Consider the following 25,376-nt stretch of genomic DNA (forward strand, 5'->3'; position numbering starts at 1 on the left):
CCTGAGTGAGTGATTGATGTTTCGTTGTGCTTGCTCTCGGGCTTCAGAATTGTCGGAATTCTTGCTGATACGCACCGGCCAACACTTCAAGAGCCTTGTCCCGGTCCCCTTGTGCGAGTACGTGAGCAAACCATCGGTATCGGCGGGCAACTTCTTCCGCGGGCCCGTCCATGACGAGCGTCCCTTCCTCGAGCCAAATGGCCCGCGAACACATCTCCTCAACGGTCTGGGCCGCATGGCTGACCAGGAATATGGTTCCGGCTCGAGCAAGCATCGCGTCCATCGACTGCTTGGACCGCTCCTCGAAGGAAGCGTCTCCCGTGGAGAGCGCTTCGTCGATGAGAAGGATTTCAGGATTCGCCGTACGGGATATCGCGAAGCGAAGTCTGGCCTGCATTCCGGACGAATATGTCTTCATCGGTCGGGAAATCGCGGATCCCAAACCAGCCAGGGCTTCGATGGACGGCCGGGCCGCCTCAGCCTCGTCACGGCTCATACCCATCGCCAGGCACCCCAGCACGACATTCTCCGAACCGGTCAGGTCACCGATCAGGGCGGCGTGCACACCGATCAGGGTCGGTTGGGCGTTGGCATAGACAGTGCCGGTGGTGGGCGATTCGACCCCCGCTATGGCCCTCAGAAGCGTGCTCTTCCCGGAGCCGTTCCGGCCGACGACGCCGATGAACTCGCCCGCCCGCGCGGCGAAGCTCACGCCGTTGAGGGCGTGGACAGACCGGTCCGAGCGCTTGCGGAACAGGCTTCGTCTGCCCAGTGAGTACGTGAGTGAGACCTTGTTGACCAGAACGCTCAGCTCGCCCTCGGGAGAAAGCTCATGGGCGCCCATATTTTTCCTCCGCTCTCCAGAAGAAGACGAAACCGAAGACGATCAGTCCCAAGCACCACAGCGCCAGGGACAACCAGTTCTGCGGCGGCGGCACCGAACGATCGATCAGGATGGTTCTGTACATGGACAACAGGATGAACAGCGGGTTGTTCGTCATGACGTCGTAGACCGCTGGATGATTGATGAACCGTTCAATGGGGAAAATGACGCCTGAGCCGTACATCAGGATCCTCGACAGGAACGTCATGCCTTGGGAGATGTCGGGGACGCTGAAACCCAACCGAGCCATGACGAAGGAGAGACCCAGGTTGAAGAACCCCTGCAGGACGATGAGGGGCAGAGCCAGGAGCCACACCAACGAGGGGGCGACGTGGGGAGGAATCGCCAGGATCATCACGATCAACGAGAGCAGCAAGGGCACTGCCGAGAGCGCTTCTCGCAATGCGAAGGAGACGACCAAGCTCGCCCGTGGGAAGTTGAAGGCCTGGATCATCGAACGGCTCGACCGGATCAGTCCGACCGACTGCGTCATGGCCACGGAGGAGTACCGAAACATCAGTACTCCTACCGCCACGTAGGCGACATAGTTGTCGATCCCCCGGTTCGCCTTCAAGAGGAGACCGAAGACGAGGAAATAGAAGGCGACGTCGAGCACGGGCTTGCCGACAAGCCAGAATGAGCCCAGACGAGTGTGGCTGTTCCGGGTTCGAACCCGAGAACGCGCGTCGTAGACCAAGAAGTCGCACCTCTTCCAGATCTGAGCGACGTACCTTGCCAGGGAAGGACGCCCACCGACCCGCATCACTGCCCCGGAAGCGATGAGCTCCTTGTAGGGGGACTCCTCGGCTGGCACAGGGTGGTTCCAGGGCGCGGAGATGTCGCCCTGATGGAACTTGCGCTGGAATTCTACGGGCCTCACGGACGCATCACCTCGTGGTAGATATCTTGGATGGTCGCCGCGTTGCCTGCCCAGGTTCGAGTGCGCGCGAACTCCCGGCCGGCGTCCAATAGCGCTTCGGGCCACGGGGTGCGGGAAGCACCAACGATAGCCGCGGTCCATGGGGAGACCGAATCGGCGGGGACGAGCGCCCGATCCGCGCTACCGCCGTATGCACCTTCCGCCAACTCGCGCAACGGCGGGAGGTCGGACATGAGGGTCGGGGTCCGCGCCGCCAAGGCTTCGATAGGCTTGAGAGGAGTGACGGCCCGGCACACCTCGGCATCCGTGCGCGGAACGCAGAACAGGTCCAGGCACTCGTGAAGGTCCCGGGCGGTTTCGGCGTCGACTTGTCCCGTGAATTCGACGGACGAGGACATATTCAGCTCGATCGCGAGCCTCTGAAGAGCTGGTCGAGCCGCGCCCTCACCGGCAAGCAGAACCCGGACGTCCTCACCTTCGCGTCGAGCCGCTGCCGCGGCCCTGAGCAGGGTGTCGAACCCCTCGTAATCCACGAGTGAGGAAACGGAGCCCACCCAGAAGCCCTCCGCCGGAAGCCCCTGGACACGCCGGGCGTCCGAGGCAGGGACCCGCGGCCGGAAGTACTCCTCAGAGACCCCGTTGGGTACGACCGTGATCTTCTGCGGAGTGATGCCTCGGTTCACGAGCTGGTCCTTCATGACCTCGGAAAGCGTGATGACGTGGTTCGCGCGCGACATCATGCGAGTCTCTTGGTCTCTCAGGGCGAGGAAGCGATCCGAGTTTCTCGCCTCCTCCTGTGCTTGCGCATCCCCTCGGCCTGCCGCCCAGGTTTCCTCGAGGATTCCGCGAACCTCATAGACCCAGGGAAGACCCAGTCCCCTCGCGAGGGCGTCGGCCATGAGGGCGTTCGTGTAGTTCGTCGTGCAGTGGAGTACGGTCGCACGAAATTCCGTGGCCGTGTGCGCCATGATCTCGACCTGTTGTTGGAGACGCCCCGCCATGTCGGGGGCAAGGCACGCCGGCAGGATTCGTTGGTAGGCGACGCCCTCGACCTCCTGCTTGTCAGACCCGAAGGGGATACCGACCGTCGCCGGATAACCAAGTCTGGTCACCGCCCGTACCGGCACCGAGGACTCCGTCAATGCTTTCAAGAGCCTCTGGGTACGCATGGTATAGCCGGATCGCGTATGAGGAACGGACCCAGTCAGGATGTGGAATGTACGCGGTGTGCCGTCTCCGGCGGAAGGATATCGTGTCGCCGGTGATTCGCGGGGCGGTTCCAGGAGAAATGAGGTATCCATCGTCGCAACTTCGCTGTGCAGTCTTCGGGCCGTGTTCCGATGACTGCGACCCGCCGCGTCGATCGTCTTGAGAGACTCGTTCATGTGCCCTTGCTTCCACAGGAGACGTGCCCGCGTCGCTGGCGGCACCGACGTGGGGCTGACGGCCACGGAACCGACTTCGAGGGCCACTTCGGCGGCCAGACGGTGAGGGAACCCGCGGCCGGAATCGGCGAGCACGATCTCCGAAAGATCCCGTGCCCTCTGCGTGTCCCCACCGCAATATGCCCCTAGTGCACGAAGACCGAGCACTGGCGCCTTCCGCAGGGCGAATTCGACTCCTCGAGTTATGCGACGCGGTAGCCTTCGCGTTCCTTGGACCAGCAGATGCGCAGGGTCATCCTGGGCATGCTGGAAGACCGTGCGAGCCATCAGCTTGATGTTCCTGAGTAGAATTCGGATGTCACTCATCATCCGCCCTCAATGAGCTGCCCTGTGGTCTCCCGGATCACGCCCAGATACGCCGAACTGAGCTTCCGGAAATCGGACTGCTCTCGGACCCAGTCGCGACCTGAGTCACTGTGAACGAGCAAAGACGGGTCGTGGGCAAGCTGGAGCCAATGCCGCCCCAGCGCCTTCGCGTCCCCCGGTGGGCAGACGAATCCCGCTCCGGCGTCCCGCACTATTTGTGCGGCCTCGCCGGAGAGCATCCCGGAGATGTGCCTGTTCGTCGCCAGGACCTCGTAGAGCTTGGACGGAACCGTCCATTCGAAAGGTGCCCATTCGCGCAAGGACACGACCACGGTGTCAGCCCACTGGTAGTGGCTCCACACCTCGTCATGCGGGACGGTGTCCATGATCGTTATGCTGGCACGGGAACCTCTTGCCCGTTCCAGCAGGTGGGCGCGGGCAGCGCCGTCTCCCACGAGCCGCAACTCGAGGTCGACCCCGCCAGCCGCAGCCATGCCAGCGGCATCGATCACGGCAGCCAGTCCCTGACTGCGCCCCAGGGTGCCCAGGTAGAGGACCTTAAGACTTCCCTGGTGCGCAATCGGGGGGACGGGCTGGGGCATTGTCTCGAGATCGGCGCCGTTTCGGATCACGGTCACGTGCTCGGCCCCTCGCGACCGAAGGACCTCCGCGAACCGGTAGCTGGTGGTGACCACGTGTTTCGACTTCAGCTGTGATCGGGTGACCAACCGGTGCACCACCGCACGAGCCTGAGCGAGAAAACCGGTCGTGGTCTGCGCCCAACCCGCGTAGGTGACCAGATCCGGCCAGGCATCACGCATCTCGAGGATCAGAGGAACACGGAATATACGGGAGGCAATATGACCGGGGGCGAGCGACGCCAGAGCAGGCACGGTAGCAATTACAACCGTAAAACGCCTTCGGCCAAGAGACAGGGCGACCACCGCACTCAGTGCAGCTACCAGAAGATGATCGATCGTACGAGAGGCGGCCCCGTACCCGTGGGCGAAGTAGGGGACTCGAATCACCGTTTCGCCGTGGACACCTCGTTGGTGCCTGAACGGCCGGTTACCCCGGCGAAGCCTGGACGTATGACGCGGAAGCGGATAATGGGGCAACGAGGTGATGACCGTTACCTGGTGACCCTGACGCTGCCAATGTTTGACGAAACTGCCCCACCGCCGCTGGGGCGCTCCGACCTCGGGACGGTAATAGTGAGTAATAAGAAGAATTTTCACGACGGTCCCCTGGTCACGCAGGCTCTCATTCGTCTCAGGGGCAAAGACAATTCTTCTCCTCACAACATCTTCACTGGTCATAGGGCATATTACCGGTGGCCAGCGCCGAAATGTTATTCAAAAATGATGTTTACGTTCAAAACCGGACCTGGGATCGTCCTCGAGGAAAGTCACAAAGGATCGTCTGGAACAACTTCCCCGTACCGGAACTGACCGAACGGCAACGCGAGCAAATCATCGAAGCCGGCCAAGACATTTTGACCGCCCGTGGTCTGCATCCTGATCGATCCCTGGCTGAGCACTACAACCCGCTGGCCATGGACCCGGCGTTGCTCAAAGCCCATGACAAGCTCGATCGGGCCGTGGACAAAGCCTTCGGGGCGACGAAGAAACTCAGCACCGAAGAGCAACGTCTGGAGATCTTGTTCCGCAACTATCGTGAGCTGACCGCCGAGCAATAGCGTCGCATTGGGTCGATCCCGCACCGGCCTCCGGACCCTGGAGGATCCTCACGGGGTTCGTCGGTAAGACCTCTGGTCGCGTTAGTTCGCCACGGTGAAGCGCATCCCCTGGTGAGACTGGGACTCGGCTTCGTCGATCATCGCGACCGCGAAGTCCTCGGCGGAAACCGAATCACCCGCGGGCCGATCCAATTCGATCTTGTAGGTGCCGGTTCGATCCCCGGGCGCGATCATCGGCGCCGGAGCCAACATTGTCCAGTCCACATCGCGCGAGGACATGTAATCCTTGTAGACCTCAGCAAAAGCATCCGCTTCCGTCTTGAATTGCTCAGGGAATCCCTCCGTGTCCTTAAGCATGGTGTCCTCGTCGACGTAGAGAGCGCCGGCGCCGCCGACCACCAAGAACTTGCCCTCCGGCTGTGCAGCCAGGAGGTTCCGGTGGTTCCTGATGTCGTCGGCGTAGTCGCCGGTACGGCCGCTGACCGTGGTGATGACGGTGTATTCGTGTTCGGAAATAACGCCGGCGACCGAGGCGGAGTCCGCGAGGTCCAACGCATGGGCTGATTGGGTGCCCTCGACCTCCTTGCCGCTCCGTGAATAGGCGTCCACAGTGTGTTCCCGTCGGGCGGCTTCCGCGACTGTGCGGCTCCCGACCATTCCTGTGGCACCAATGACTGCGATCTTCATGATTTCTTCCTTTGCTGGTAGGCGCACCGGCTGTGCTTGCCGGTTGTTTACTCAGAGGCTATCTTTTGGATACGGAGTACCTCAAGGAAACTAAGGAAGGAAATTGTGGCTGAAAATTTTTCGTCCCCGGAACAGGCGTTCGACATCATGGATCCGCACTGTCCCTCGCGGACGGTGCTCCGTCACGTCACCGACCGATGGACGCCGCTGATCGTCACCAGTTTGGAGGCGGGGCCGCTGCGCTTCAGCCAATTGCGGGAGAGCATCGGAGGAGTGACTCCCAAGGTGCTGACGCAGACCCTTCGTTCGATGGAGCGGGACGGTCTCTTGACACGCCGTCCGAGCGGGACCGTGCCGCCACGGGTCGACTACGAGCTGACCGAGCTCGGGAAAAGTCTGGCGGAACCCATCGATGCCTTGCGCCGCTGGGCAGAGGGCAACGCGGAGGCGATTATCCGATCCCGGACGCATCACGGTTCTTCGAGGGCATGAGGATTCCCCTCTGGAATATCCCCGTCGAAAGCTGGAAACAATCGGCTTTAGCTCTTTGTACTACTTCGGCACGCAACCTAGAAACATGGACCATGCCAACTAGCTTTCGCCACAAACACCATCACGGGCAGCGCCAGCATAACCCGCCATAACGTCGTAAACGTCGCTGGCAGCCGGCTCCGCACCATCATGAGCGGGGCACTGGTCCCCTTGGTCGTTTCGTCGACGGGAAGCGAAGTGGGGCGTATTCTCGGGACCATTCCGATGCGGATGGTGAGGTGGCCGATGACCGAGTCAGCAGAGCTTCGAGCGGTGGATGCCTGGTGGCGTGCCGCAAACTATCTTACGGTGGGACAAATCTACCTGCGGGACAACCCATTGGCCCGGGGTGGGATCGCCGCCGAGCAGATCAAACCGCGTCTTCTCGGCCACTGGGGCACCTCGCCTGGGCTCAATCTGCTCTGGGCGCATCTGAATCGGGTGATCTGCCAACGTGAGTCCGAGGTGCTGTTCGTGTGCGGTCCCGGGCATGGCGGTCCCGCGATGGTTGCCAACGCCTGGCTCGACGGCAGCTACTCCGAACTCTTCCCTGAGGTTGGTGAGAACGAACCGGGAATGGCGCGGCTTTTCCGACAGTTCTCGTATCCCGGCGGGATTCCCTCGCACGCGGCACCTGAGACTCCCGGATCGATCAACGAGGGCGGTGAACTCGGGTACAGCCTCATGCATGCCTATGGGGCGGTGTTGGACAACCCGGACCTGATCGCCGCGTGTGTCATCGGAGATGGCGAGGCTGAGACCGGCCCGCTGGCGACGAGCTGGTTCGGCAATATGTTCGTCGACCCGAGCACCGATGGCGCCGTGCTGCCGATTCTGCACTTGAACGGATACAAGATTGCGAATCCGACAGTACTGGCCCGTCTCGGACAGGACGAGCTGGTCACGTTGATACGTAGTCACGGGTACGAACCGATCGTCGTCGCCGGTGGCGAGGACGGTGAGGCCCCGGACGCCATCCACTCTCGTCTGGCCACGGCCCTGGACACCGCCTTCGATGCTATTGCTGGCATCCAGTCCGAAGCCCGGGCAGGCCGGGGACCGGCGCGTCCGCGGTGGCCGATGATCATACTGCGCACGCCCAAAGGGTGGACTGGTCCTCGTGTGGTGGACGGGACCCGGGTGGAGGGGACCTTTCACTCCCATCAGCTTCCCCTCCCGCAGGTACGAGAGGACCCCGATCACCGGGCTCTGCTGGAGCAGTGGTTGAGTTCGTATGAGCCGGAGTCGTTGTTCCCGGATGGAGAGATTTCTTCCCAGCTGAGGTCGCTGCGACCGAATCCGGAACTGCGGATGAGCGCGAGCCCGCATGCCCATGGCGGAATGGTCTCGGCCCTCGTGAAGCCCGAGATTGCCGGCTATCACGTTCCGCAGGACCGGGCAGGGGAGGTCGAGAGCACTCGAGTTTTCGGTGGCTGGCTTGCCGAGGTGATGAAGGAGAACCCGCAGAGTTTCCGTCTTTTCGGTCCTGATGAGGTGCTGTCCAACCGGCTCGACGAGGTCTTTCGCGTGGCCGAGCGGTCGTGGTCCGGCGAGATCGTGCCGACCGACGAGCACTTGGCGCGGCGTGGTCGTGTCATCGAGATGCTCAGTGAGCACATGATGCAGGGGTTGCTGGAAGGCTATTTGCTGACGGGCCGGCACGGTCTTCTCACGTCGTACGAGGCATTTGTTCACATCGTCGACTCGATGTTCAATCAGCATGCCAAGTGGCTTGAGAGCGCAGCCCATGTCCCGTGGCGTGGTTCGTTGGCCCCACTGACATATCTGCTTTCATCGCATGTGTGGCGGCAGGACCACAACGGCTTCAGTCATCAGGACCCGGGATTCCTGAACGTGGTCGTGAACAAACAAGCCGACGTGGTGCGTGTTTACCTGCCCCCGGATGCCAACACCTTGCTGGCCACCATGGACCATGCTTTCGGCACCAGCGATTTGGTGAATGTGGTTGTCTCGGGCAAGCAGCCGCAGCCGGTGTGGCTGGCGGGGGAAGAAGCCCAGGCCCATGTAGAAGCCGGTATCGGTATTTGGGACTGGGCGGGCAACGAGCCTCGAGGTCCCGCCACGGAGCCTGGTAGCGAACCCGATGTCGTTTTGGCCTGCGCCGGTGATGTGCCGACTTACGAGACGATCGCGGCGGCCCAACTACTGCGGGAGGAAGCCCCCGAGATCGCGGTGCGGGTGGTCAATGTGGTTGACCTGTTCCGGCTGCAGAGCAGTTCGTTGCATCCCCATGGGATCGACGACGCTTCCTTCGACGCCTTGTTCACCACAACCCGACCGGTGATCTTCGCCTTCCATGGGTATCCTTCACTGATTCACCAATTGACGTATCGCCGGGCCAACGATGCCAGAATCCATGTGCACGGGTTCAAGGAATTGGGCACGACCACCACGCCGTTCGACATGGTCCACCTGAACGACCTTGACCGATACGGGCTCGCGATCGATGCATTGGAACGAGTCCCCGGGGGCACCGAAGCCCACCCGGGACTGACCGAACACTGGCAACAGGCGCGGGATGAGGCGCGATCGTACGCGTACGAGCACGGCGAGGACCCGGAGTTCATCCTGGGGTGGCGGTTCCGGGCTACTGATTGCTGACGTACGGAATTATCCAGATCGGCCAGTATCAGCAGAGTCAGCGGCATTCGCATCTTTGATGCATCCGATAACAGAGATGGTTCGGCTACCGTCGTCCTTGACTACGACGGTCAGATCAGCATGCCGACGGGTGCGAGCCACAGTTTGTGCAACTTGCACGCCCCTTGTCGGTGAGGTCGGCTATTGTTCGTGACGAATGTGTGGCTACCCCAAAGCCAGGTCTGCCTTTCAGGATATGCTCCCGTCTTGCTCACGGGCAGGGCTCAAATCAGTTGACCGAGAGCGGGACGACGCCGGTATCCTTAGCTACCTTTTGAGCCAGTTCTTTAATCGACCCCTTCTCGGAACTTTTTTAGAACTAACTGTCCTCCGCCTGTTGAGTTTTATATTTCCCGGCTTCCGTCTTTTTCTCGTGTTACCCCGTGTCCCTATCGTCAGTGTGCTCCAGGGCGTTCGGATGCGTTTCTTTATCTTCCCCATTTTTTGGTCCCCCCCTTCGATGTCAGACGCGGATTCCGGTTCCTCCGTACTTCACTCCCAGGCCGTCGAACCACGCCATATTTTCATCGTGGTCTCCTAGATGAGCGTCGTCAAACATCAAAAGCGCTAAATCTACATGCTTCTAGTCTCTGCGGAGCCCGCCCGTTCCTCAAGCGAGATGGGTACAGCTCGCGAACCGCCTTTTCACCGATCTCGTTCCGTTCAGGCGGCCCGGGATGTGCGGATACCGGCCGGCGTGAGGATTTGCGTGGCCACCTCCGGTTCGAAGATTCGGATCGTGGATCTGAGGTTCGTGTCATGGGTGAGGAGGCCTCGAGCCAGAGGTCTAGAGTGCCCTGTACCTGCGATAGGTGAAGCTTGGCCCGCTTATAAGGTCGTCCAAGCCGCCGGGGTAAGAAGATGACGAGAAGGAAGACGCGACATGAGCAAAAAAGACAAAAATGAATTGTTTGTATACGGAGTGTTCGCTGCGACAGGGAAGCAAGGTAGTGCCACGGCAGATGCTCTATTGGACTTGGGCAAGCCGGTTCGTGCTTTGGTGCGTCGCCCCGAGTCTCAGACCGCTCGGCGGCTCGCTAACCGCGGGGCGCAAGTTGTGCAGGCAGATGTAGAGAAGCCCGAGACGCTTGTGTCGGCGCTGCAAGGTATCGGTGCATTGTGGTTCATGACCACACCTTCCGGCCCGGGCGGCGCGGTTGCCGAGGTCGGGCAAGGAAGAGCTCTTGCGGAGGCAGCTATGGAAGCCGGAGTAGCGCGGATCGTGTTCAGCTCTGTCGGCGGCTCGGATAGAGATACCGGCGTCCCGCACTTCGATAGCAAATTTCAAGTTGAGCGTGAGCTTCAGGAGCTAAAGCCCGACGTACACGTGACGGTAGTTCGGCCGGTCTTCTTCATGGATAACTTGCGTGGCATGGCGCAGAAGGAGAATGACGGTTCGTTGTGCTCCATATGCCAATGCCAGGAGACATCCCCTTACAAATGATCGCCACTGAGGACATCGGGCGAGTCTGTGCCGCAGTTTTACAGGACCCTGAGCTTGTACCCGAAGACGCGATAGAGATTGCTGGGGATGAGCTTACCGGCCAAGCTATCGCCGAGGTCATCGCGGAGGTGGCTGCTGTCCCGGCCAGATACGAAGCCTTGCCTTGGAGAGCGTCCAGGACCAAGAAGAAATGTTCACCATGTTCCGGTGGTTTGCGCAGACGGGCGCTTACGAGGCGAGCATCGACCAGACCCGTGCAATCAACCCGAATCTGACGGACCTCAGCGTCTGGATCGCGGATGCTCAGTTGTTCAGAGACTGAGTCCTGTGCCTAGAAGGTGCCACCCGGAGAAGGGCTCCACCGCGGAAACTCCGATACGAGACCAGGATACGCCGGCAACCCTTACAGCGAGTGTTCTAACTCTGATAACTGCGCTTGGTTGGCCCTCATTGTTGGGAACAACCTCTCGCCAGGGTGCCCGAGCGTGTTGTTCGCTCGACGGACTTCTCAGCCTTCTCCGTGCCCTCTGATATCTGACCCTCTCCGCCCTCAGGGGCGTTTCCGCTAGTCAGGCAGCGAAAATTAGCTCAGCTCGGTAGCCAACAGCGCTATTAGGTGGAAGACTCACCAGACAAGAGACAAGGGGATCCCCAACAACTAGCAGTGCCGCAGAGCACGCGTTCGGAGCCGCAACATGGACAACAAAACGAAGACCGCAGGCCTACTTTTAGGCGGTTACCTGCTCGGCCGAGCCAAGAAACTGAAGCTTGCCCTGGTGGTCGCCAGCACGGTCTCCGGAACCACGGCTTTCAGCAAGCGCAAACAATTGTCAGGAGCTCTCAGCCAATTTGCCCAGTCCACTCCCGAGCTCAAAGAGCTAGGGGAGAAGATCACGGGACGTCTCGCCGATTCCGGCAAGGGTGCGGCAATGAACCTGGCAACACGGGGTGCCGATCAGTTGGGTGCCAAGTTGCAAGAGCGGACGGACAGTCTGAAAGCTTCCCTGGACGATCCCGCGAAGAGTCTGCAACCCGAGGTCGCGGCGGAAGAGTCCGATTCTGGTACGGCAGCCGAAGACAAGCCCCGAGACGTCACCGAAGATGCCGCTCCGGAGGAGGAAGTACCCGCCGCTGAGACGGTTGAAAACGAGCCTGATGCTGCGGAGGCCCCCGAAGAAGAGGAGCCAAAGCACCCAACCCAGAAGCGTTCGTCTTCCTCCCAGGGAACTGCTAAAAGCGGCTCGGCTCCGGCCCGAGGAACCTCCAAGCGGGGAGCTCCGAAGAAGTCATCGACGAGCAAATCGCAGCACACGACTAAGCGCGCGAACACCACGAGGAAAAACGCTTCATCCAGTCGCAAGGGAGATTCAGCATGACCGATAGCACGGTCCTTGGAGGACTCAAAGGACAGGTAGCTGATTATGCTCAGACGCTCGGACGGAAAGCGATCAGCTCCGCCACTAACAAGGTCGATCAGCTCGCGGATCGGTTCGATGGAAACGGTGGCGCCGGCGGCGAGGCTGCCAAAGCTGGTGCCGAGAAGATCGCCGAGGGCGAGTCTCCTGCCAAAGCAGCTGTCTCGGCGGCGGCGGCTGGTGGGAAAGATAAGGTCAAGGGCGTTTTCGGGGGCGGGAGTTCCGGTGGTAGTGGCTCCAGCGACAACAAATTCATGAATATCGTTGAATGGGCCGAGGTAGGGGTGCCAATTTCGGTCGCATATAATGCCTTCACCCAGTTCGAGGACTGGCCCGACTACATGAAAAAAGTCGAGAACGTCGAGCGTACTGAGGATACGAAACTCAAGTTCAAAGGTCAGGTCTTCTGGTCGCACCGCACCTGGGAGGCGACCATCGTAGAACAGGTTCCCGATTCCCATATCGTCTGGGAGTCCACTGGAGAGAAGGGATATATCAGCGGAAGCGTGTCCTTCCACGAGGTCGCACCGCGGTTGACCCGTATGGTCGTCATCGGTGAATACCACCCCCAGGGGTTCATGGAACGGACCGGCAATATCTGGCGGGCCGTGGGACGGCGCTTCCGGTTGGAGATGAAATTCTTCGTTCACCATGTCATGACTGATACGATCCTCGTCCCTGAAAGTGTCGAAGGCTGGCGGGGTGAGATCCGCGACAGTGAGCTGGTGACATCCCACGAGGACGCGCTGGAAGAAGAGCAGGAAGCTGCCCAGGAGAACGAGTCCGGAGACCCTCAAGATGATGAGGATGCGGAAGACTTCCAAGAACAGGCCCCCGTAGAGGATGAAGCCGAGGACGAAGTCGAAGAACTTGACGAAGAAGAAGCTGCTCCTATAGCGGAAGACGAGGAGCCTCTCGAGGACGATTCTGTCGAGGAAACGGAGCCAGCCGACGCGAGCGAAGAAGACTATGCAGACGAGGACTACGAGACACCAGCTGATGAAGAGGACGAACTCAGTTAGTCCTCACCTCTCGAAAGATTGCAGGTACCGAAAATGACCACCAGTACTGCTGAACGTTCTCGCGGAAGCTATGTCGATCGCCCGTCGTCGAGCTCCCTTGCGGACGTTGTAGAGATCATCCTCGACAAGGGTCTTGTCATCGACGTCTACGTACGAGTCTCTCTCGTGGGGATTGAAATTCTCACGATTGACGCGCGCATCGTCATTGCCAGCGTGGATACCTACTTGCGCTTTGCCGAAGCAACGAACCGTCTGGACCTGACACAGCAGGGAGGACGAGATCTCCCCGAATTATTTGAAGGCATGACACAGGGCGGAGCCAAAGGAAAAACCCAAGGTGCGGTCGAAGGGGTCAAGAACGCCATCACGCCGAATAAAGAGGCCGAGCAACGAGAAGAACAGCCTCGGAGGCAGACCAAGCGCCCGGTGCGGCAGAAAAGCGACAGCTCAGAATGACTAACATGGCCGCCCCATCGGGGGAGACGTACTTCTATGGGATACTTCTTAATGACCGGGAGGAGCATCTCGATCTTGAAGGCGTGCAGAATCAACCCGTGCGTAAGATTAGCTCGGGTCGACTCGCCGCGGTAGTCAGCGACGTCGACACCGTTGAGGACCTGGGGACGCCGCATGATCTGGTGGCCCACACCACCGTCCTGGACCGGATCGGTGCCAACGAACCGGTTCTGCCACTGGCTTTCGGGACAGTGGTCCCTGATCCAGGCGAAATAGCTAGGGATGTTCTCGAGCCGAACGAGCAACAATACTACGAGAGTTTGGTTCAGCTTAAGGGCCACGCCCAGTACACCCTGCTCGTGCGCTTCGACCGGGACGAGGCTTTGCGGGAGATCGTTGAGGAGAATCGAGAAGCTGCAGAGCTTCGTGTTGCGATCGCTGGCACCAGCGAGGACGAAACGCGGCCCCAGCGCATTCGCCTGGGAGAGATTATCGTCGGAGCTTTCGAGGCCAAACGTTCTACCGAGGCCGAACCTTTGCTTGAAAGGCTCGAAGAAGTCACCGCCGAACGTGTCGTTCGCGATCTTGGACAGGCCGAAGACGTCGTTGAGGTCGCCGTACTCGTCGAAAACGATGCGGTCGAGGATTTCGAGTCGACTGTGGAAGAACTGGCAGAACAGAATCAATCACGGCTGGTCTTCCGGCTGCTCGGCCCCCAAGCGCCCTACGATTTCCTCCCCAAGCTCCCCGCGTAAGGGTCTCCGATGGGCATTTTCTCCGCAATTTTCTCAGCTCCATTTGCTCCCCTCCGGGGGACCGTATGGGTCGCCGAACAGGTGCGTGACGAAGCCGAGAAGCAGTTCTACGACCGAGGAAAGATTCGCCGCCAACTGGAAGAAGTAGCCGATGCCCGTCGAGACGGACGCCTTGACGACTCGGAAGCCGATCAATTGGAGCGGGAACTAGTCGGGCGACTCCTCGAAGCCACCAGACGCAATAAATCGAAGGAGCAAGGATGAACGACCACCGCCCAGCATCCATGGCGAAAAACGACTCCGCAGAGCACCAGCCCGAGGACCGGAAACGAAAGCCTGCAAACCGCCACGATGAACCTCCTCGGCGCAAACCATCGACTACGAACTCTAACCGCACGCCGGATAAGCGACCTTCATCTGAGCATGAGCGTCCATCCGACCATAAGCAACACCAGACATCGCCGGAACAACAGCCCTGGACAGATAGCTCGCCAAAGAACGTAAGGCCGAAGCTCTCTGCCGGCAAAGCCGTCAAATCAGCGCTTGAACAATTTGTCGAGTTAACGCGACGCCAACCCGAGTCGGTAGTCGGGGTCAAGAAGGCCGGGGAAGGATGGGTGGTTCGACTGGAGGTAGCGGAGTCCCGCCGCATCCCTGATACAGCTGATCTGTTGGCCATCTACGAAGTGGAATTAGACGCCGAGGGAGACATCGCCGCTTATGACCGAACGGACCGCTATGTACGTGGCCACCCCTCCGACTGAACCGGCATGCCTATCTCAAGCTGCTACAGCCGGCCGTGCTGTCATGACCAAAGGAGCTACTGATGAGCGTAGCGAACACCTCGAATAATGCTATGGAACCCCAGCGGGATCGGGAAGGCACTCTTCTACAAGTCGTAGAGACACTTCTCGATAAGGGGCTGGTACTTAACGCTGACATCATGGTTTCAGTAGCAGGAGTGGAGTTACTGGGGATCCGAATCCGGGCCGCTTTGGCCTCGTTTGAGACCGCCGCGCGGTATGGTCTGGATTTCCCGGCAGGTACCGACCGGGAGACTGTGGCGTGGAAAGAAGCGATTGAGCAGAAGGACACATGTCCCCAGTGCGGAAAGCGCGCCGAGCTTAAGCAACTGATGAATGAGTACTGCCCTTGGTGCGGTTGGCAGAGCGCGCGTTCCAAAGAGCTGAGCCGGCAGGGGCCGAGCCAGTCCGTAAGTTCGAAGACGCCTGAGCAGCGGCCCGAAGATTTCTCGAGTTCCGGCCTCCAAGCAGGAGAGTAGCCTTCCATGACCGACACCGCGGCGATGCAGCCCAGTCGAGACCCACGGGCGACACTCCCCGATTTGATTGAGGTGCTCTTGAACAAAGGTGTGTACCTTAATCTTGATCTCATCATTTCGGTGGCTGACGTTCCCCTGATCGGCGTGAACCTGAGGACCACCATCGCTGGCATTGAGACGATGCTGGAATACGGGATGATGCGCCAGTGGGACGAACAGACCCGAGCCTGGGTTCGAAAGTCGATGACGGCTCATCTGCCTATGGGCGAAGACGAAGAAATCATCGCCAAGATGGCCGGCGGGCATTACCAGGACAATTTTTACAGGACATGGAGGCCGGGTAGCGCCTACCTGACCAACCGTCGGTTAATCATCCATCGACGAGACCCGCAGGAGACCTTGTGGGAGGCAAACCTGTCCGACATAACCTCGATTCGGCCGCTCAATGAACGCTCCATCGGCGGAGAAGGACGAACTCGCATCCACGTCGAGCTCCGCGATGCCAGTACTGCCAAGCTCTCAGCTGTAGACCCGGAACGACTGATCGGCCTGGTCAAGGAACAGCTACGAGATACGAGTATGCCGCAAGCCCTGGAGGCTGAAGCTCCGCAGCACGGTCCACTGTATGAGGGTCGGGTTTGGTTCCTCGAATCTCGCTCCGGTGACATCACATGGCGCGCCGGTCGGGCCACGTTGAGCGAGGGTGAAGGGCTGGTTTGGAAATCGCCGATGGACAGCCGGGCCCTAGTCCGCTTGCACCCCGGGGATGTGTGGGATCTGGAAACCAAGTCCCGGCACAACCCGACTGACCAGCCCGCGGTATTGAGCCTCACGACCAAACACGGCACCACTGTCCTGGCCACCGAAGACCTCGAGACCTGGCAACAGAGCCTCGCCGCATGGTGGGGGAGCCGGGCACCGGTGCCGGCTGATCCGGCAGCGGAAACGACATCACCCAAGAACGAGTTGTAGCAGAGGTATGGCATGGCACTTCAAGTTGACGAGGAAAGCCTCAAACACGGTGTTCTCACGCTCGTAGTGACCTTAGTCGAGGTGATTCAAGAGGCCTTAGAGACCCAAGCCGTCCGGCGGATGGAGGGTGGAGACCTTACCGAGGAGGAACAAAATCGTCTCGGTGAAGCCTTAATGGAGCTTGATGAGGCGATGGATCAGCTCAAGGCGGAACACGGAATCAGCGCATCGGTCAATGATCTGCACCGCGGTCTCGACGACGTCGTCGACGAGGTCGTGGATAAACTCATCAATCCGGCCCGGTGGGCCGAGGAGGACCGGAAGAACGTCACATGACTGGCAACAAGCTTTACGTATATTCGATCGTTCCTGCTGGGGACTATCAACCACAGATCACGGGTATCGACAGCGCCCCCCTTCATATTGTCGGTAATGAAACCGGCCCTCGTGCCGTGGTGCACTCCCACGAAGGCGGTCCGTACGATGGCCCGGACGAGGACGTCAAACGATGGGTCTTGCAGCATAGCGATGTGGTCGAAGAGGGCTGGGTGACCGCCGGTGCGGTGCTTCCTATGTCCTTCAACGTCATCGTCCAGTCAGATGAAGACCAAGGGGCATCGGCCGAAGAACAACTTAAGTCGTGGCTTGCGACCTCCGAAAAAACGCTGACGGGCAGGCTCAACTCTTTGGCTGGGAAGTCTGAGTTGCGTGTCGAAATCTCGCTGAACCGGTCCCAGCTGGCTGCTGAGGACCCAAACATCCGTCAGCTCCAAGAGGAGTTACAGTCACGACCTGCGGGAGTGCAACGACTGTTGCAAAAACGCCTCGAAAAGATCTCGAAAGAAACTGCGGACACGGCTGCCGACCATGCGTACCCAGGCTATCGGACCAGAATGGCGGCCCATTGTGTGGAAATCCAGGAATACCGGCATCCTTCCAGACAACAAGATCTAGTCCCTGTACTTAGCGCCTCATGCCTGGTCGAGGCAGAACGGACGCATGATCTCGGAGTCGAGCTCTCAGCGATCAAGGATGAGAACCCCGCTGCCACCATCAGGTTCCTGGGACCTTGGCCTCCTTACTCATTCGTCGAAACTTTAGAAAGCGAAGAGGGCCTTAAGGCCTCATTCGAGGAACGAAACCACGTTTGAGTGATCTGATTGAGGGCCGGAAACTTTTATGGGGCCTGCGATTCTGCCCATGGGGACACGATTTTGGACAGGTTCCGTGCACATGGTCAGGAGGGGAGAACTCCTGTGTGTAGCATGCCGACTGTGTGAAATCGCAACCAGCCCGCCGGGAGCTGGATGAGATCAGCTATACGCCACAGCTCAGCCTCCGGCAGGTCCTGCTTACCGGAGAACGTAACGTCGAGTACACCTTGGAGGTAGACGCAACTACCGGATCTCCCGAACGGAACCGACGTCGCCCGGAAGTCCGCGAGCGTTGAAACGCTCCTCGCCGTTCAGAACCAGACTGAGAATCTTAACCAGGATGATGTATCCAACGACCACGGCCATGAGGCGGTTGCTCGTGGCCGTGTCCACACGGTGGCTAGGCGAACAGCTCTCCAACCTGGTGGGCACTGGAGTTTGCCAGCCGTTTCCTGGAGTGGTCATAGCGGCGGGTGGTTCGGGGATCGGCATGACCCAAAGAATCTTGCAGGTGGTGCAACGGCACACCGAGTTCCAAAGCCAGGGTGGCGTGGGTGTGACGCAGGACGTGGGAGCTGATCGTCTTGGTGATCCCTGCAGCCCGAGCTAATCGGGTCAGGGTGGTGTGGACATTCGATCGTGCCCAGGCCCGGCCGGTGGCGGTGGTAAAGACCAGCCGCTCAGCTTCGGCCCCGCGGATGACTTCTACCCCTGTAGTTCCGGTCAAGGCCCGCAAGGCCACCGCAGTATGTTCAGGCAGATACACCAGGGCTTTCTTCCCGCCTTTGCGGCGGATGACCAATCGGTCAGGCCCCAGTCCGGAGACCCTCGCAGAAAGGGCTTCGCTGATCCGGGCCCCGGTCGAGAGCAGCAAATCCACCAGTGCATAGGCCCGGGCCGAATCGGCCTCAGCGACTTCCAGTAACCGCATGGCCTCGCGCCGGGTCAATGCCGCAGTGGTGGTTTGATCCTGGTCAATGACCGGGCGGCGGACGAATTCGGCCGGGTTCTTCTCCACGGCCTCCACGGTGAGGGCGTATTTATATAGTGCCGAAACGGCTGCGATCCGCCGGGCGACGGTGTTATCGGCATCGCCGGTAGCAGTCCGGGCCCGGGCAAAGACATCAATATGGGCGCGGGTCACCGCCAGTAGATCCTGGCCAGCAGCATCGAGAAAGGTGCAGAAGATGACCACATCCCGACGATAGGAAACGCGAGTGTTCTCCGACCCGTAGGAAGCCAACCAGGCACCGATTAGGTCCCCATGTCGGGTTGCGTTCGCTCCAGGCAATTTTGACGAGTCGATCTGGCTCATGGTGGGCCTCCTAGGTCAGGTTCACCTCCGAACCTCTGAAATATAACATAACAGAGATTATGTCACGTTCAATTGTGGTCCACCTGAAGGGTCTAAGAAAGGTCAACGGATATGGCATCTTCTGGATATTTGGAAGATCTAGAACGCCTGAAAATTCTTGGTAGGCTGGCATGGTGCAGTATTGACATAGGTGCTAGCCAAACCGCTAGGTAGCTTGAACGTCTGAGGAGGGCGCTGTGGGATTTGAGGTCTTTGACCAGCGCAGAACACCCATGAAGGGCGCACCTAGTGTGACCATCCAAAAAAGTGGTGTCATCTCGATCAACGCCGCAGCACATGACCTGATCGACACACCTGCGGTCGTTGAGTTGCTCTTCGACCCTGACCGGCAGGTTGTGGCCTTCCAGGAAGCTGAAGTGTCTCCACGCAGCTACCGGTTGCGCGTCTCCCCCGGATCCGGCCAAGCCCAAGTGGCGGCGGTCAGCTTTCTACGCTACTACCGGATCGAACACGAGACGAGCCGACGCTACGAGCCCTACGTAGAAGACGGCATGCTGTGTGTGGATCTGCAGGGAGGTTCCGCCGAAGTCCGCGGGAACCGTTCCAAGACCATTGCTACTGAGGCCGAAGACACCGATAAGCTCTGAGGAGGGCACGAGGTTGCATGCCTGGGTGGATGAATCATGCGTAGCACCGGCGTGGAGGTGCCCATATACCTCTTAGGGGCGTCCCTATCCACCATCGAACAGGCAGTCCGCGCCTCGGAACTGTTGCTCGAGCACGCTCCGCGAGGTAAGAAGCTGCTTTGGCGAGACCTCGGTGACGCTGGTAAGAAAACCGTCCAGCAAGTCATCCCCAGGCTCGATCTCAACCACGTCATCGTCATTGGTACGCCACTGGTGGGCATCAAACAGGAACGGGCCCGTGGACTGTGTTTGGAACGGTTGCTGTGGGAATTGGACCAACGGTGCGTCTCCCGGATTTTCCTCGAATCCCGCGGAGAAGCGCTAGATCTCAGCGATCGCCGACGCATCGATGGCCTGCGCGCCCGCCATGCCCTTAACCGTGAGACCCGCGTCGACTGGATGCGGGGTGAAATCGACCCCATGCTCTGGTCCCCCGATATCGTCCTCGGCACCCTCGGGGACGCGCACGTTCATCATGACGAGCTGCCGGAGCAGATCACCCGGCTGATCACTGAGGTTACGATCGAGCTGAGTTAAATACGTAAGGCCAGGTCCTACGAAACCGCAGGTGCCCTGGCCCTTCCTTTCCAACTCCCAACGGAAGTGGGCAATCCTAGTACATCTCATCTCAGGGCGTAGGTCAAGAAGGGCTGTGATTCACCCCCACCCTGAAGGGTGGAGCACTCTCACGACGCTCGATAGAATCGAGCCCCATCAATGGTGCCGGGTCCACTGCGCACCAACGAAAGTGAAAATGGATGTCCCAAACAAACATGCATGCCCTTGTCGCTGGCGGATCGGTCGGTGGGTTGGCCGCCGCAATCGCCCTCACCCGCATCGGCGCGAAAGTTAGCGTCTTCGAACGTTCACCGGGACAGGTCCAGTCCCGCGGAGCTGGTATCGTCATGCAACCCGAGGCTGAATTCCTCCTCAATCAGATCGGCTCGTCCGCCCACTCCGTGAGCGCGCCACTGAGCATTCGCCAGCGCATGGACCGAGAGGGCCGTGTCCGGAGCTACGAAGCCGCACAGTTAATGACCTCCTGGGACACCTTGTATCATACTCTGCGAGATGCGGCCCCCGAGACCCCTATCAGCTCGGTTCAAAATTCGTCTCCGCCGATGAACACGGGACCACCCTTTTGTGGCGTGTCCATCCGCAATGATGAATACGTCGGTAATCAGCCCCCTCGTCATGATTTCTTGTCCCCAGCCGCCCTGTGGGCAAGCCAGATCAGATGTCACCTATCGGTGCGGCAGTCCCAAGGCCACGGAGAGCCGCAGTCCCGTAGACGAACACGGGTACTCAGGGTCATGGTGCTGCCAGGCTGAGGCGGTAGTCCCCTAGCCGCTCTCGCCGGGCAGCTTGTACGCGAGTACGTCGATGTTCTGGATGCTCGGTTCTGCGCTGAACAGCTCTCCTGCCTGCGCGGTGAGTGCCTGCCCGACGCTCCCCGAGAGGTGGGTCCGGCGGGCGTCGTCGGGGAACACGTCGAAGATCCCGAAGCTCGACTCGTCGAACTGGAGAGCGAACCAGGCCCGCGTGCCCTGCTCCTGCTCGACGACGAAGCGCGCGCCGCGCAGAAAGTCGGCGACGTCCTTCTCCTTACCGGGCTTGGCCCGCACGATCACCGATAGCGCAACCTCGATCATGTTCGTTTACCGGCCTGACTGAGCAGTTCCACGATCGCGGAGTTGAAGGCCGGGAGGTCGTCGGGCGAGCGGCTGGTGACCAGGTTCCCGTCGCGTGCGACCTCCTCGTCCACCACGTTCGCACCGGCATTGCGCAGGTCGGTGCGGATACTCGGGTACGAGGTCAGCGTCCGGTTCGCCGCGACGCCGGCCTCGATCAGCGTCCACGGTCCGTGGCAGATCGAGGCAACCGGCTTGCCGGTGGCCATGAAATCGCGCACGAAGCCGACCGCGGCGGGGTCCACTCGTAGCTGGTCGGGGTTCACCGTGCCGCCAGGGAGCAACAGGGCGTCGTAGTCATCGACCGAGGCCGACTCAACCAGGGCATCGACCGGAAACGTGCCGGCCGCATCCAGGTCGTTGTTGCGGGCCTGAATCTCGCCCTCGTGCAGTGACAACAGCTCGGTCGTGGCCCCGGCATCCTGTAGAGCCTGTCTCGGCTGTTCCAGCTCCACCCGCTCCACGCCATCTGCTGCCAGGATCGCGACTCGCTTGCCGTTCAACTCGTCTGCCATGATCTGCTCCGTTCTGTGAGAGGTGGCGGTCTGCCCGTGCGGGCAGCCCGCCCGGTGTCCCCACCGGTTAACGTGGGGAGAAAGGGGTCAGCGCGAGGCTGCTGCGGCCTTCTGCTGGCCGGAACCGTCCGGGTGCAGCACGACCTTGGTCCAGCCGTCGTTGCGCTCATCGAAGTTCTGGTAGGCATCGGGGGCCTGATCCAGGGACAGATCGTGGGAGACGATGAAGGACGGGCGGGCCTTGCCGGCGGCGATGAGGTCCCGTAGCTGGCGGTTGTACTTCTTCACCGGGGCCTGGCCGGAGCCGATGGTCTGGCCCTTGAACCAGTGCAGGCCGTAGTCGAAGGCGACCTTCCCCTGCTTGGCCATCTCGTCCGGGCCGCCGGGGTCCTGGGGCAGGAAGACCCCGACCACGCCGATGCCCCCGGTGAACCGCACCGACTGCACCAGACGGTTCAGGGTCATCACCGGATCCTCGGTGCCTTGCGGGTCGTGGGCCTGGTAGCCCACGCACTCACACCCACGGTCCGCGCCCAGGCCCATCGTCTGGTCGAGGACAAACTGCACAGGATCGGTCTTGGAATCATCAACCGCGATGGCCCCGATGCTCTCGGCCAGCCGCAGTCGGCCCGGGTGGCGATCGACGACCATCACCTTGGCCGCGCCCTTGATCGTGGCCGACAGGGCTGCCATCAACCCCACCGGGCCGGCGCCGTAGATCACCACGGAGTCGCCAGGGACGACCCCGGCCATCTCGGTGGCGTGGTAGCCGGTGGGGAAAATGTCGGAGAGCATGACGTAGTCGTTTTCCTTCTCGGCTGCGTCCTCACCCAGCCGCAGGCAGTTGTGGTCGCCGTAGGGCACCCGCAGCATCTCCGCCTGCCCGCCGGCCCACGACCCCATCGCCGCGAACCCGTAGGCCGCGCCGGCCGCTGCCGGATCGGGCTGAGTGGTCAAGCAGTAATTCGTGTAACCGCGTTCACAGTTCTTGCAGAAGCCGCAGGAGATGTTGAACGGCAGGACCACCCGCTCACCGACCTTAACCTTGTCCACACCGTCGCCGACCTCGATGACCTCGCCCATGTTCTCGTGGCCCAGGGTGCGCCCGGTCTCGAAGTCGGTGCGCCCCTCGTACATGTGCAGGTCCGAACCGCAGATGTTGGTGGTGGTGATCCGTACCAGGACGTCGGTGGGCCGTTCGATCTTCGCGTCCGGGACCTCCTTGACGCTGATCTGGCGCGTTCCGTCATAGACAACAGCCTTCATGATGAGCCTCCTGGGATCGGTACTGCGGCGAGGATGGTGCGGAACGAGCGGCCCGGTCACCCTCCGCAACTATTGAGGGATTAAAGGGTCGTACACCACTCTCCCACGGGCCGCCGGACACTGCCAGAAAGTGTTTCCTCCTGCACGTTAGCCGGGGGCTAACATGGCTGGTATGGAGCTCCGACAACTCCGGTACTTCGTTGCTGTGGCCGAGGAACGGCACTTCGGGCGCGCCGCCCGCAGGCTCTGCATCGCCGTGCCCTCGCTGTCGCAACAGATCCAGGCCCTGGAACGGGACCTGCACGTGACCCTGCTCGAGCGCAGCCCGCGCAGCGTGGCCCTCACCCCCGCCGGGGAAATGTTGCTCGAACACGCCCACGGCCTGCTAGCCAGAGCCGAACGCGCCCGCAACGAGGTCCGCTGCGCAGACGGCCGCCACCGGCACCTCACCCTGCGCGTCGTGCCGGCCGTGGAGCACGTCATGGACGGGTCCCTGCACCACCTGTCCGGACCGGACTCCGGCTTGGAGGTCACCACCGCGATCAGCACCGACAGCGACGCGATCCGCGCGATCCGCCAGGAACACATCGACGCCGCCATCGTGTGGGTCCGCTCCCCCCAGGACCAGGACCTCGCCGGGACCATCCTGCGCCAAGTGCCGTTGCACCTCGCACTGCCGGCCGGGCACCGGCTCGCCGCCGCGGAAGCAGTCCCGGTCGCCGACCTCGCCGCCGAGACGATCGTGATGTTTCCCCGCGACCTCTTCCTCGGCATCTGGGACCACATCATCGGCCACCTGCTCCCGGCCGGCCCACCCCGTCCCGACCAGGTGCTCACCCAACCAGACCTCATCAACGCCCCGGAAGCCATACTCCGCTCGGTCGCGGCAGGTCACGGTGTGGGACCGGTCGCCCCGGCGATGGCCGAGCGCCTCCCGGCCCCCGGGATCATCATCCGTCCCCTCGCCCCCCCCTTACTGGTCCCCGTCGAACTGATCTGGCGCGAACCCGCCCACCCCGCACTCCAGAAAGTCATCACCCTGCTCGCCGGCACCCGGGGGCAGGAACGGTGAAGGTGCTGAATTCTCAGGATCTGTCGACCGGCCCGATCGCGGAGTGCTGCCAGAGTTCCCAGCCGATCAGGAGCGCGCAGACGACGGTCAGTCCGGCGAGTGCCGCCAGCGCCGGCGCGAACACAGCCACCGGGATCAGCACGAGGGCCCCTACCGCGGCAAGGAGGCGATCGGCGGCCAACTGGTGATGATCGCGCCATCGGTAGCCGACGTCGCCGACGAAGAACAGCGCGACACCACCGGCCAGAGCGACGGCGGGCAACAGTGAGAGCGGATCAGTCGCACCCGCGACGGTCTCGTGTACTCCGAGCGCGAAGAACACGACCCGGCTATCAGCTGCAGGTGCAGGTAGCTGTAGAAGTCGCGCGCCAGCCGGGCCCGCTCCCGGTTCCCGGTACCGCGCAGCCGCCGTTCGACCCCGCCGTGGAGATAACCGAAGTAGGACCACCACAGGCCGGCCGCGATCAGTACGGCGAGGAGGATGGCGGCCACCACACCCGGCTGCCCCAGAGAGTCTTCGGTGCCGGCGCCGACCTGGACGATCGCCTGACCCAGCGCGATGATGATGTGCCCGTGCCGCTCCATGAAGTAGGCAGGCGCCACACCCCAGCCGGCAGTACCGAGAAGCCGACCACCGCGGCCGCGATCCACAGCAACTCCGGCCCCGGTGTGTCGACGAATGCGGCGGCCACTAGCAGCGCCGGCCAGGTGAGCAGGGTGGGGACCAGCCGCAGCACGGCCGCACCCACGTCCGCCTCGCCCCGCACGTCGAGAGCCAGCAGCGCAACGTGGATCAGCCGGACCGCCAGGAACGCGATCCCGAACACCAGCGCCTGCGCGCCGAATGCCTGCGGTAGCGCGACCGCCGCGACCAACATCGCCGCCATCGCGAGGAAGATCAGCAGTCGGTGCCCGGCATGGTCCGAGGTGTTGGTCAGCCAGGCGTAGCAGACCCATGCCCACCACACTGCGGCCAGCGCCAGGAACCCGCGGCCGAAGCCCGCCCAGGAGATATCCGCCAGCATCAGGATCATTACCTGGGACATCGCGAAGACCAGGCCGAAGAACAACTCCAGCGGCCCGACCGACCGATCCGCTGTGTCCTCGGCTGCCTGCTCGTCCGCACCGCCGTGACCATCGCCGCGCATACTCCGCTCCACACCCACCTCGCCGACCTCGACATTGCCTAGATCAACCCACATAGCGCGCCTCAAAACGGCGATCACTTTCTACAGCGGA

The 25,376-nt window shown here is 61.2% G+C and carries 28 protein-coding genes and 2 pseudogenes; 19 read left to right on the forward strand and 11 right to left on the reverse strand.

Annotated elements, in window-relative coordinates; genetic code table 11:
* Positions 1-43 precede the first annotated feature (43 nt).
* From AB0Y14_RS08430 to AB0Y14_RS08445, 4 genes are read right to left on the reverse strand one after another with little or no spacing between them, the layout of a single operon-like run.
* The gene (locus tag AB0Y14_RS08430; protein WP_436588750.1) at positions 44-844 is read right to left on the reverse strand and encodes an ABC transporter ATP-binding protein; all 801 of its coding nucleotides are present in this window, start codon (positions 842-844) and stop codon (positions 44-46) included.
* Positions 831-1,763, reverse strand: a complete 933-nt coding sequence (locus tag AB0Y14_RS08435) for an ABC transporter permease (protein ID WP_436588751.1) — start codon at positions 1,761-1,763, stop codon at positions 831-833. The genes AB0Y14_RS08430 and AB0Y14_RS08435 overlap by 14 nt, the downstream gene beginning before the upstream one ends.
* Positions 1,760-3,514 carry a glycosyltransferase family 4 protein gene (locus AB0Y14_RS08440; RefSeq protein ID WP_436588752.1) on the reverse strand — a complete coding sequence of 585 codons (1,755 nt, stop codon included), beginning with the start codon at positions 3,512-3,514 and terminating at the stop codon, positions 1,760-1,762. The genes AB0Y14_RS08435 and AB0Y14_RS08440 overlap by 4 nt, the downstream gene beginning before the upstream one ends.
* Positions 3,514-4,833: a glycosyltransferase family 4 protein gene (locus AB0Y14_RS08445; protein WP_436588753.1), complete on the reverse strand. Its 1,320-nt coding sequence runs from the start codon at positions 4,831-4,833 to the stop codon at positions 3,514-3,516. Before AB0Y14_RS08445 ends, AB0Y14_RS08440 begins: the two co-directional genes overlap by 1 nt.
* A gap of 14 nt (positions 4,834-4,847) precedes the next feature.
* Here AB0Y14_RS08445 and AB0Y14_RS08450 point away from each other — a divergent pair, with 14 nt between their 5' ends.
* Entirely contained in the window at positions 4,848-5,213 is a 366-nt protein-coding gene (locus AB0Y14_RS08450) for a type IIL restriction-modification enzyme MmeI (RefSeq protein ID WP_436588754.1), read from the forward strand.
* Between the two features lie 81 nt (positions 5,214-5,294).
* Here AB0Y14_RS08450 and AB0Y14_RS08455 read toward each other — a convergent pair whose 3' ends face one another.
* On the reverse strand, positions 5,295-5,900 hold the full coding sequence (locus tag AB0Y14_RS08455) for an NAD(P)-dependent oxidoreductase (RefSeq protein ID WP_436588755.1): 606 nt from the start codon (positions 5,898-5,900) through the stop codon (positions 5,295-5,297).
* 105 nt (positions 5,901-6,005) lie between these two features.
* On the opposite strand from AB0Y14_RS08455, the gene AB0Y14_RS08460 reads away from it, so the two are divergent.
* From AB0Y14_RS08460 to AB0Y14_RS08530, 15 genes and pseudogenes are all read left to right on the forward strand, one after another.
* Positions 6,006-6,392, forward strand: coding sequence for a winged helix-turn-helix transcriptional regulator (locus AB0Y14_RS08460; protein WP_436588756.1), 387 nt, complete (start codon positions 6,006-6,008; stop codon positions 6,390-6,392).
* A 285-nt stretch (positions 6,393-6,677) separates the two neighbouring features.
* Positions 6,678-9,053 (forward strand): phosphoketolase family protein, encoded by a 2,376-nt coding sequence (locus AB0Y14_RS08465; RefSeq protein WP_436588757.1) that lies wholly within the window; start codon positions 6,678-6,680, stop codon positions 9,051-9,053.
* Positions 9,054-9,975: 922 nt separating this feature from the next.
* Complete coding sequence (locus tag AB0Y14_RS08470) at positions 9,976-10,536, forward strand: NmrA family NAD(P)-binding protein (protein WP_436588758.1); 561 nt, start codon at positions 9,976-9,978, stop codon at positions 10,534-10,536.
* A pseudogene (locus tag AB0Y14_RS08475) lies at positions 10,533-10,646 on the forward strand (hypothetical protein); the annotation flags it as partial. The gene AB0Y14_RS08470 and the pseudogene AB0Y14_RS08475, both read left to right, overlap by 4 nt.
* Positions 10,647-10,699: 53 nt before the next feature.
* Complete coding sequence (locus tag AB0Y14_RS08480) at positions 10,700-10,858, forward strand: hypothetical protein (RefSeq protein WP_436588855.1); 159 nt, start codon at positions 10,700-10,702, stop codon at positions 10,856-10,858.
* Between the two features lie 373 nt (positions 10,859-11,231).
* Positions 11,232-11,912, forward strand: a complete 681-nt coding sequence (locus tag AB0Y14_RS08485) for a hypothetical protein (protein WP_436588759.1) — start codon at positions 11,232-11,234, stop codon at positions 11,910-11,912.
* Entirely contained in the window at positions 11,909-12,973 is a 1,065-nt protein-coding gene (locus AB0Y14_RS08490; protein ID WP_436588760.1) for an SRPBCC family protein, read from the forward strand. The genes AB0Y14_RS08485 and AB0Y14_RS08490 overlap by 4 nt, the downstream gene beginning before the upstream one ends.
* Positions 12,974-13,006: 33 nt before the next feature.
* A complete protein-coding gene (gene gvpJ / locus AB0Y14_RS08495) occupies positions 13,007-13,429 on the forward strand; it encodes a gas vesicle protein GvpJ (protein WP_436588761.1) in 423 nt (140 codons plus the stop codon).
* 5 nt (positions 13,430-13,434) lie between these two features.
* Entirely contained in the window at positions 13,435-14,184 is a 750-nt protein-coding gene (locus tag AB0Y14_RS08500) for a GvpL/GvpF family gas vesicle protein (protein WP_436588762.1), read from the forward strand.
* 9 nt (positions 14,185-14,193) lie between these two features.
* Positions 14,194-14,448, forward strand: coding sequence for a c-type cytochrome biogenesis protein CcmI (gene ccmI / locus AB0Y14_RS08505; RefSeq protein ID WP_436588763.1), 255 nt, complete (start codon positions 14,194-14,196; stop codon positions 14,446-14,448).
* Positions 14,445-14,948 (forward strand): gas vesicle protein, encoded by a 504-nt coding sequence (locus AB0Y14_RS08510; RefSeq protein ID WP_436588764.1) that lies wholly within the window; start codon positions 14,445-14,447, stop codon positions 14,946-14,948. The genes ccmI and AB0Y14_RS08510 overlap by 4 nt, the downstream gene beginning before the upstream one ends.
* A 62-nt stretch (positions 14,949-15,010) precedes the next feature.
* Positions 15,011-15,466, forward strand: a complete 456-nt coding sequence (locus AB0Y14_RS08515) for a gas vesicle protein (RefSeq protein ID WP_436588765.1) — start codon at positions 15,011-15,013, stop codon at positions 15,464-15,466.
* Positions 15,467-15,472: 6 nt separating this feature from the next.
* Positions 15,473-16,438, forward strand: a complete 966-nt coding sequence (locus AB0Y14_RS08520) for a gas vesicle protein (RefSeq protein ID WP_436588766.1) — start codon at positions 15,473-15,475, stop codon at positions 16,436-16,438.
* 12 nt (positions 16,439-16,450) lie between these two features.
* Positions 16,451-16,774 carry a gas vesicle protein K gene (locus AB0Y14_RS08525; protein ID WP_436588767.1) on the forward strand — a complete coding sequence of 108 codons (324 nt, stop codon included), beginning with the start codon at positions 16,451-16,453 and terminating at the stop codon, positions 16,772-16,774.
* Complete coding sequence (locus tag AB0Y14_RS08530; RefSeq protein WP_436588768.1) at positions 16,771-17,589, forward strand: GvpL/GvpF family gas vesicle protein; 819 nt, start codon at positions 16,771-16,773, stop codon at positions 17,587-17,589. The genes AB0Y14_RS08525 and AB0Y14_RS08530 overlap by 4 nt, the downstream gene beginning before the upstream one ends.
* Positions 17,590-17,835: 246 nt before the next feature.
* On the opposite strand, the gene AB0Y14_RS08535 is transcribed toward AB0Y14_RS08530, so the two are convergent.
* Positions 17,836-17,958: a hypothetical protein gene (locus AB0Y14_RS08535; protein ID WP_436588769.1), complete on the reverse strand. Its 123-nt coding sequence runs from the start codon at positions 17,956-17,958 to the stop codon at positions 17,836-17,838.
* Positions 17,959-17,992: 34 nt separating this feature from the next.
* Entirely contained in the window at positions 17,993-18,907 is a 915-nt protein-coding gene (locus AB0Y14_RS08540) for a tyrosine-type recombinase/integrase (RefSeq protein ID WP_436588770.1), read from the reverse strand.
* Positions 18,908-19,143: 236 nt separating this feature from the next.
* Between AB0Y14_RS08540 and AB0Y14_RS08545 the strand changes: the two genes are divergently transcribed.
* Entirely contained in the window at positions 19,144-19,554 is a 411-nt protein-coding gene (locus AB0Y14_RS08545; protein WP_436588771.1) for a hypothetical protein, read from the forward strand.
* A gap of 36 nt (positions 19,555-19,590) precedes the next feature.
* Complete coding sequence (locus AB0Y14_RS08550; RefSeq protein ID WP_436588772.1) at positions 19,591-20,130, forward strand: hypothetical protein; 540 nt, start codon at positions 19,591-19,593, stop codon at positions 20,128-20,130.
* An 806-nt stretch (positions 20,131-20,936) separates the two neighbouring features.
* Here AB0Y14_RS08550 and AB0Y14_RS08555 read toward each other — a convergent pair.
* From AB0Y14_RS08555 to AB0Y14_RS08565, 3 genes are all read right to left on the reverse strand, one after another.
* Positions 20,937-21,245 (reverse strand): putative quinol monooxygenase, encoded by a 309-nt coding sequence (locus AB0Y14_RS08555; RefSeq protein ID WP_436588773.1) that lies wholly within the window; start codon positions 21,243-21,245, stop codon positions 20,937-20,939.
* Positions 21,242-21,799: a type 1 glutamine amidotransferase domain-containing protein gene (locus AB0Y14_RS08560; RefSeq protein ID WP_436588774.1), complete on the reverse strand. Its 558-nt coding sequence runs from the start codon at positions 21,797-21,799 to the stop codon at positions 21,242-21,244. The genes AB0Y14_RS08555 and AB0Y14_RS08560 overlap by 4 nt, the downstream gene beginning before the upstream one ends.
* A gap of 87 nt (positions 21,800-21,886) precedes the next feature.
* Positions 21,887-23,065, reverse strand: a complete 1,179-nt coding sequence (locus AB0Y14_RS08565) for a glutathione-independent formaldehyde dehydrogenase (protein ID WP_436588775.1) — start codon at positions 23,063-23,065, stop codon at positions 21,887-21,889.
* Positions 23,066-23,237: 172 nt separating this feature from the next.
* Between AB0Y14_RS08565 and AB0Y14_RS08570 the strand changes: the two genes are divergently transcribed.
* On the forward strand, positions 23,238-24,137 hold the full coding sequence (locus tag AB0Y14_RS08570; RefSeq protein WP_436588776.1) for a LysR family transcriptional regulator: 900 nt from the start codon (positions 23,238-23,240) through the stop codon (positions 24,135-24,137).
* A 13-nt stretch (positions 24,138-24,150) separates the two neighbouring features.
* Here AB0Y14_RS08570 and AB0Y14_RS08575 read toward each other — a convergent pair.
* Positions 24,151-25,339, reverse strand: a pseudogene (locus AB0Y14_RS08575) (low temperature requirement protein A).
* Positions 25,340-25,376: the final 37 nt, after the last annotated feature.

This window comes from Rothia sp. HC945 (assembly GCF_051370785.1).
Classification (GTDB): domain Bacteria; phylum Actinomycetota; class Actinomycetes; order Actinomycetales; family Micrococcaceae; genus Rothia.

What these genes read in the sequence shown, in the direction of transcription:
- AB0Y14_RS08430 (WP_436588750.1), bottom strand. Translation starts at nt 844, where the DNA reads ATGGGCGCCCATGAGCTTTCTCCCGAGGGCGAGCTGAGCGTTCTGGTC.
- AB0Y14_RS08440 (WP_436588752.1), bottom strand. Translation starts at nt 3,514, where the DNA reads ATGAGTGACATCCGAATTCTACTCAGGAACATCAAGCTGATGGCTCGC.
- AB0Y14_RS08445 (WP_436588753.1), bottom strand. Translation starts at nt 4,833, where the DNA reads ATGACCAGTGAAGATGTTGTGAGGAGAAGAATTGTCTTTGCCCCTGAG.
- AB0Y14_RS08455 (WP_436588755.1), bottom strand. Translation starts at nt 5,900, where the DNA reads ATGAAGATCGCAGTCATTGGTGCCACAGGAATGGTCGGGAGCCGCACA.
- AB0Y14_RS08465 (WP_436588757.1), top strand. Translation starts at nt 6,678, where the DNA reads ATGACCGAGTCAGCAGAGCTTCGAGCGGTGGATGCCTGGTGGCGTGCC.
- AB0Y14_RS08470 (WP_436588758.1), top strand. Translation starts at nt 9,976, where the DNA reads ATGAGCAAAAAAGACAAAAATGAATTGTTTGTATACGGAGTGTTCGCT.
- AB0Y14_RS08485 (WP_436588759.1), top strand. Translation starts at nt 11,232, where the DNA reads ATGGACAACAAAACGAAGACCGCAGGCCTACTTTTAGGCGGTTACCTG.
- AB0Y14_RS08490 (WP_436588760.1), top strand. Translation starts at nt 11,909, where the DNA reads ATGACCGATAGCACGGTCCTTGGAGGACTCAAAGGACAGGTAGCTGAT.
- gvpJ (WP_436588761.1), top strand. Translation starts at nt 13,007, where the DNA reads ATGACCACCAGTACTGCTGAACGTTCTCGCGGAAGCTATGTCGATCGC.
- AB0Y14_RS08500 (WP_436588762.1), top strand. Translation starts at nt 13,435, where the DNA reads ATGGCCGCCCCATCGGGGGAGACGTACTTCTATGGGATACTTCTTAAT.
- ccmI (WP_436588763.1), top strand. Translation starts at nt 14,194, where the DNA reads ATGGGCATTTTCTCCGCAATTTTCTCAGCTCCATTTGCTCCCCTCCGG.
- AB0Y14_RS08510 (WP_436588764.1), top strand. Translation starts at nt 14,445, where the DNA reads ATGAACGACCACCGCCCAGCATCCATGGCGAAAAACGACTCCGCAGAG.
- AB0Y14_RS08515 (WP_436588765.1), top strand. Translation starts at nt 15,011, where the DNA reads ATGAGCGTAGCGAACACCTCGAATAATGCTATGGAACCCCAGCGGGAT.
- AB0Y14_RS08520 (WP_436588766.1), top strand. Translation starts at nt 15,473, where the DNA reads ATGACCGACACCGCGGCGATGCAGCCCAGTCGAGACCCACGGGCGACA.
- AB0Y14_RS08525 (WP_436588767.1), top strand. Translation starts at nt 16,451, where the DNA reads ATGGCACTTCAAGTTGACGAGGAAAGCCTCAAACACGGTGTTCTCACG.
- AB0Y14_RS08530 (WP_436588768.1), top strand. Translation starts at nt 16,771, where the DNA reads ATGACTGGCAACAAGCTTTACGTATATTCGATCGTTCCTGCTGGGGAC.
- AB0Y14_RS08535 (WP_436588769.1), bottom strand. Translation starts at nt 17,958, where the DNA reads ATGGCCGTGGTCGTTGGATACATCATCCTGGTTAAGATTCTCAGTCTG.
- AB0Y14_RS08540 (WP_436588770.1), bottom strand. Translation starts at nt 18,907, where the DNA reads ATGAGCCAGATCGACTCGTCAAAATTGCCTGGAGCGAACGCAACCCGA.
- AB0Y14_RS08550 (WP_436588772.1), top strand. Translation starts at nt 19,591, where the DNA reads ATGCGTAGCACCGGCGTGGAGGTGCCCATATACCTCTTAGGGGCGTCC.
- AB0Y14_RS08555 (WP_436588773.1), bottom strand. Translation starts at nt 21,245, where the DNA reads ATGATCGAGGTTGCGCTATCGGTGATCGTGCGGGCCAAGCCCGGTAAG.
- AB0Y14_RS08560 (WP_436588774.1), bottom strand. Translation starts at nt 21,799, where the DNA reads ATGGCAGACGAGTTGAACGGCAAGCGAGTCGCGATCCTGGCAGCAGAT.
- AB0Y14_RS08565 (WP_436588775.1), bottom strand. Translation starts at nt 23,065, where the DNA reads ATGAAGGCTGTTGTCTATGACGGAACGCGCCAGATCAGCGTCAAGGAG.
- AB0Y14_RS08570 (WP_436588776.1), top strand. Translation starts at nt 23,238, where the DNA reads ATGGAGCTCCGACAACTCCGGTACTTCGTTGCTGTGGCCGAGGAACGG.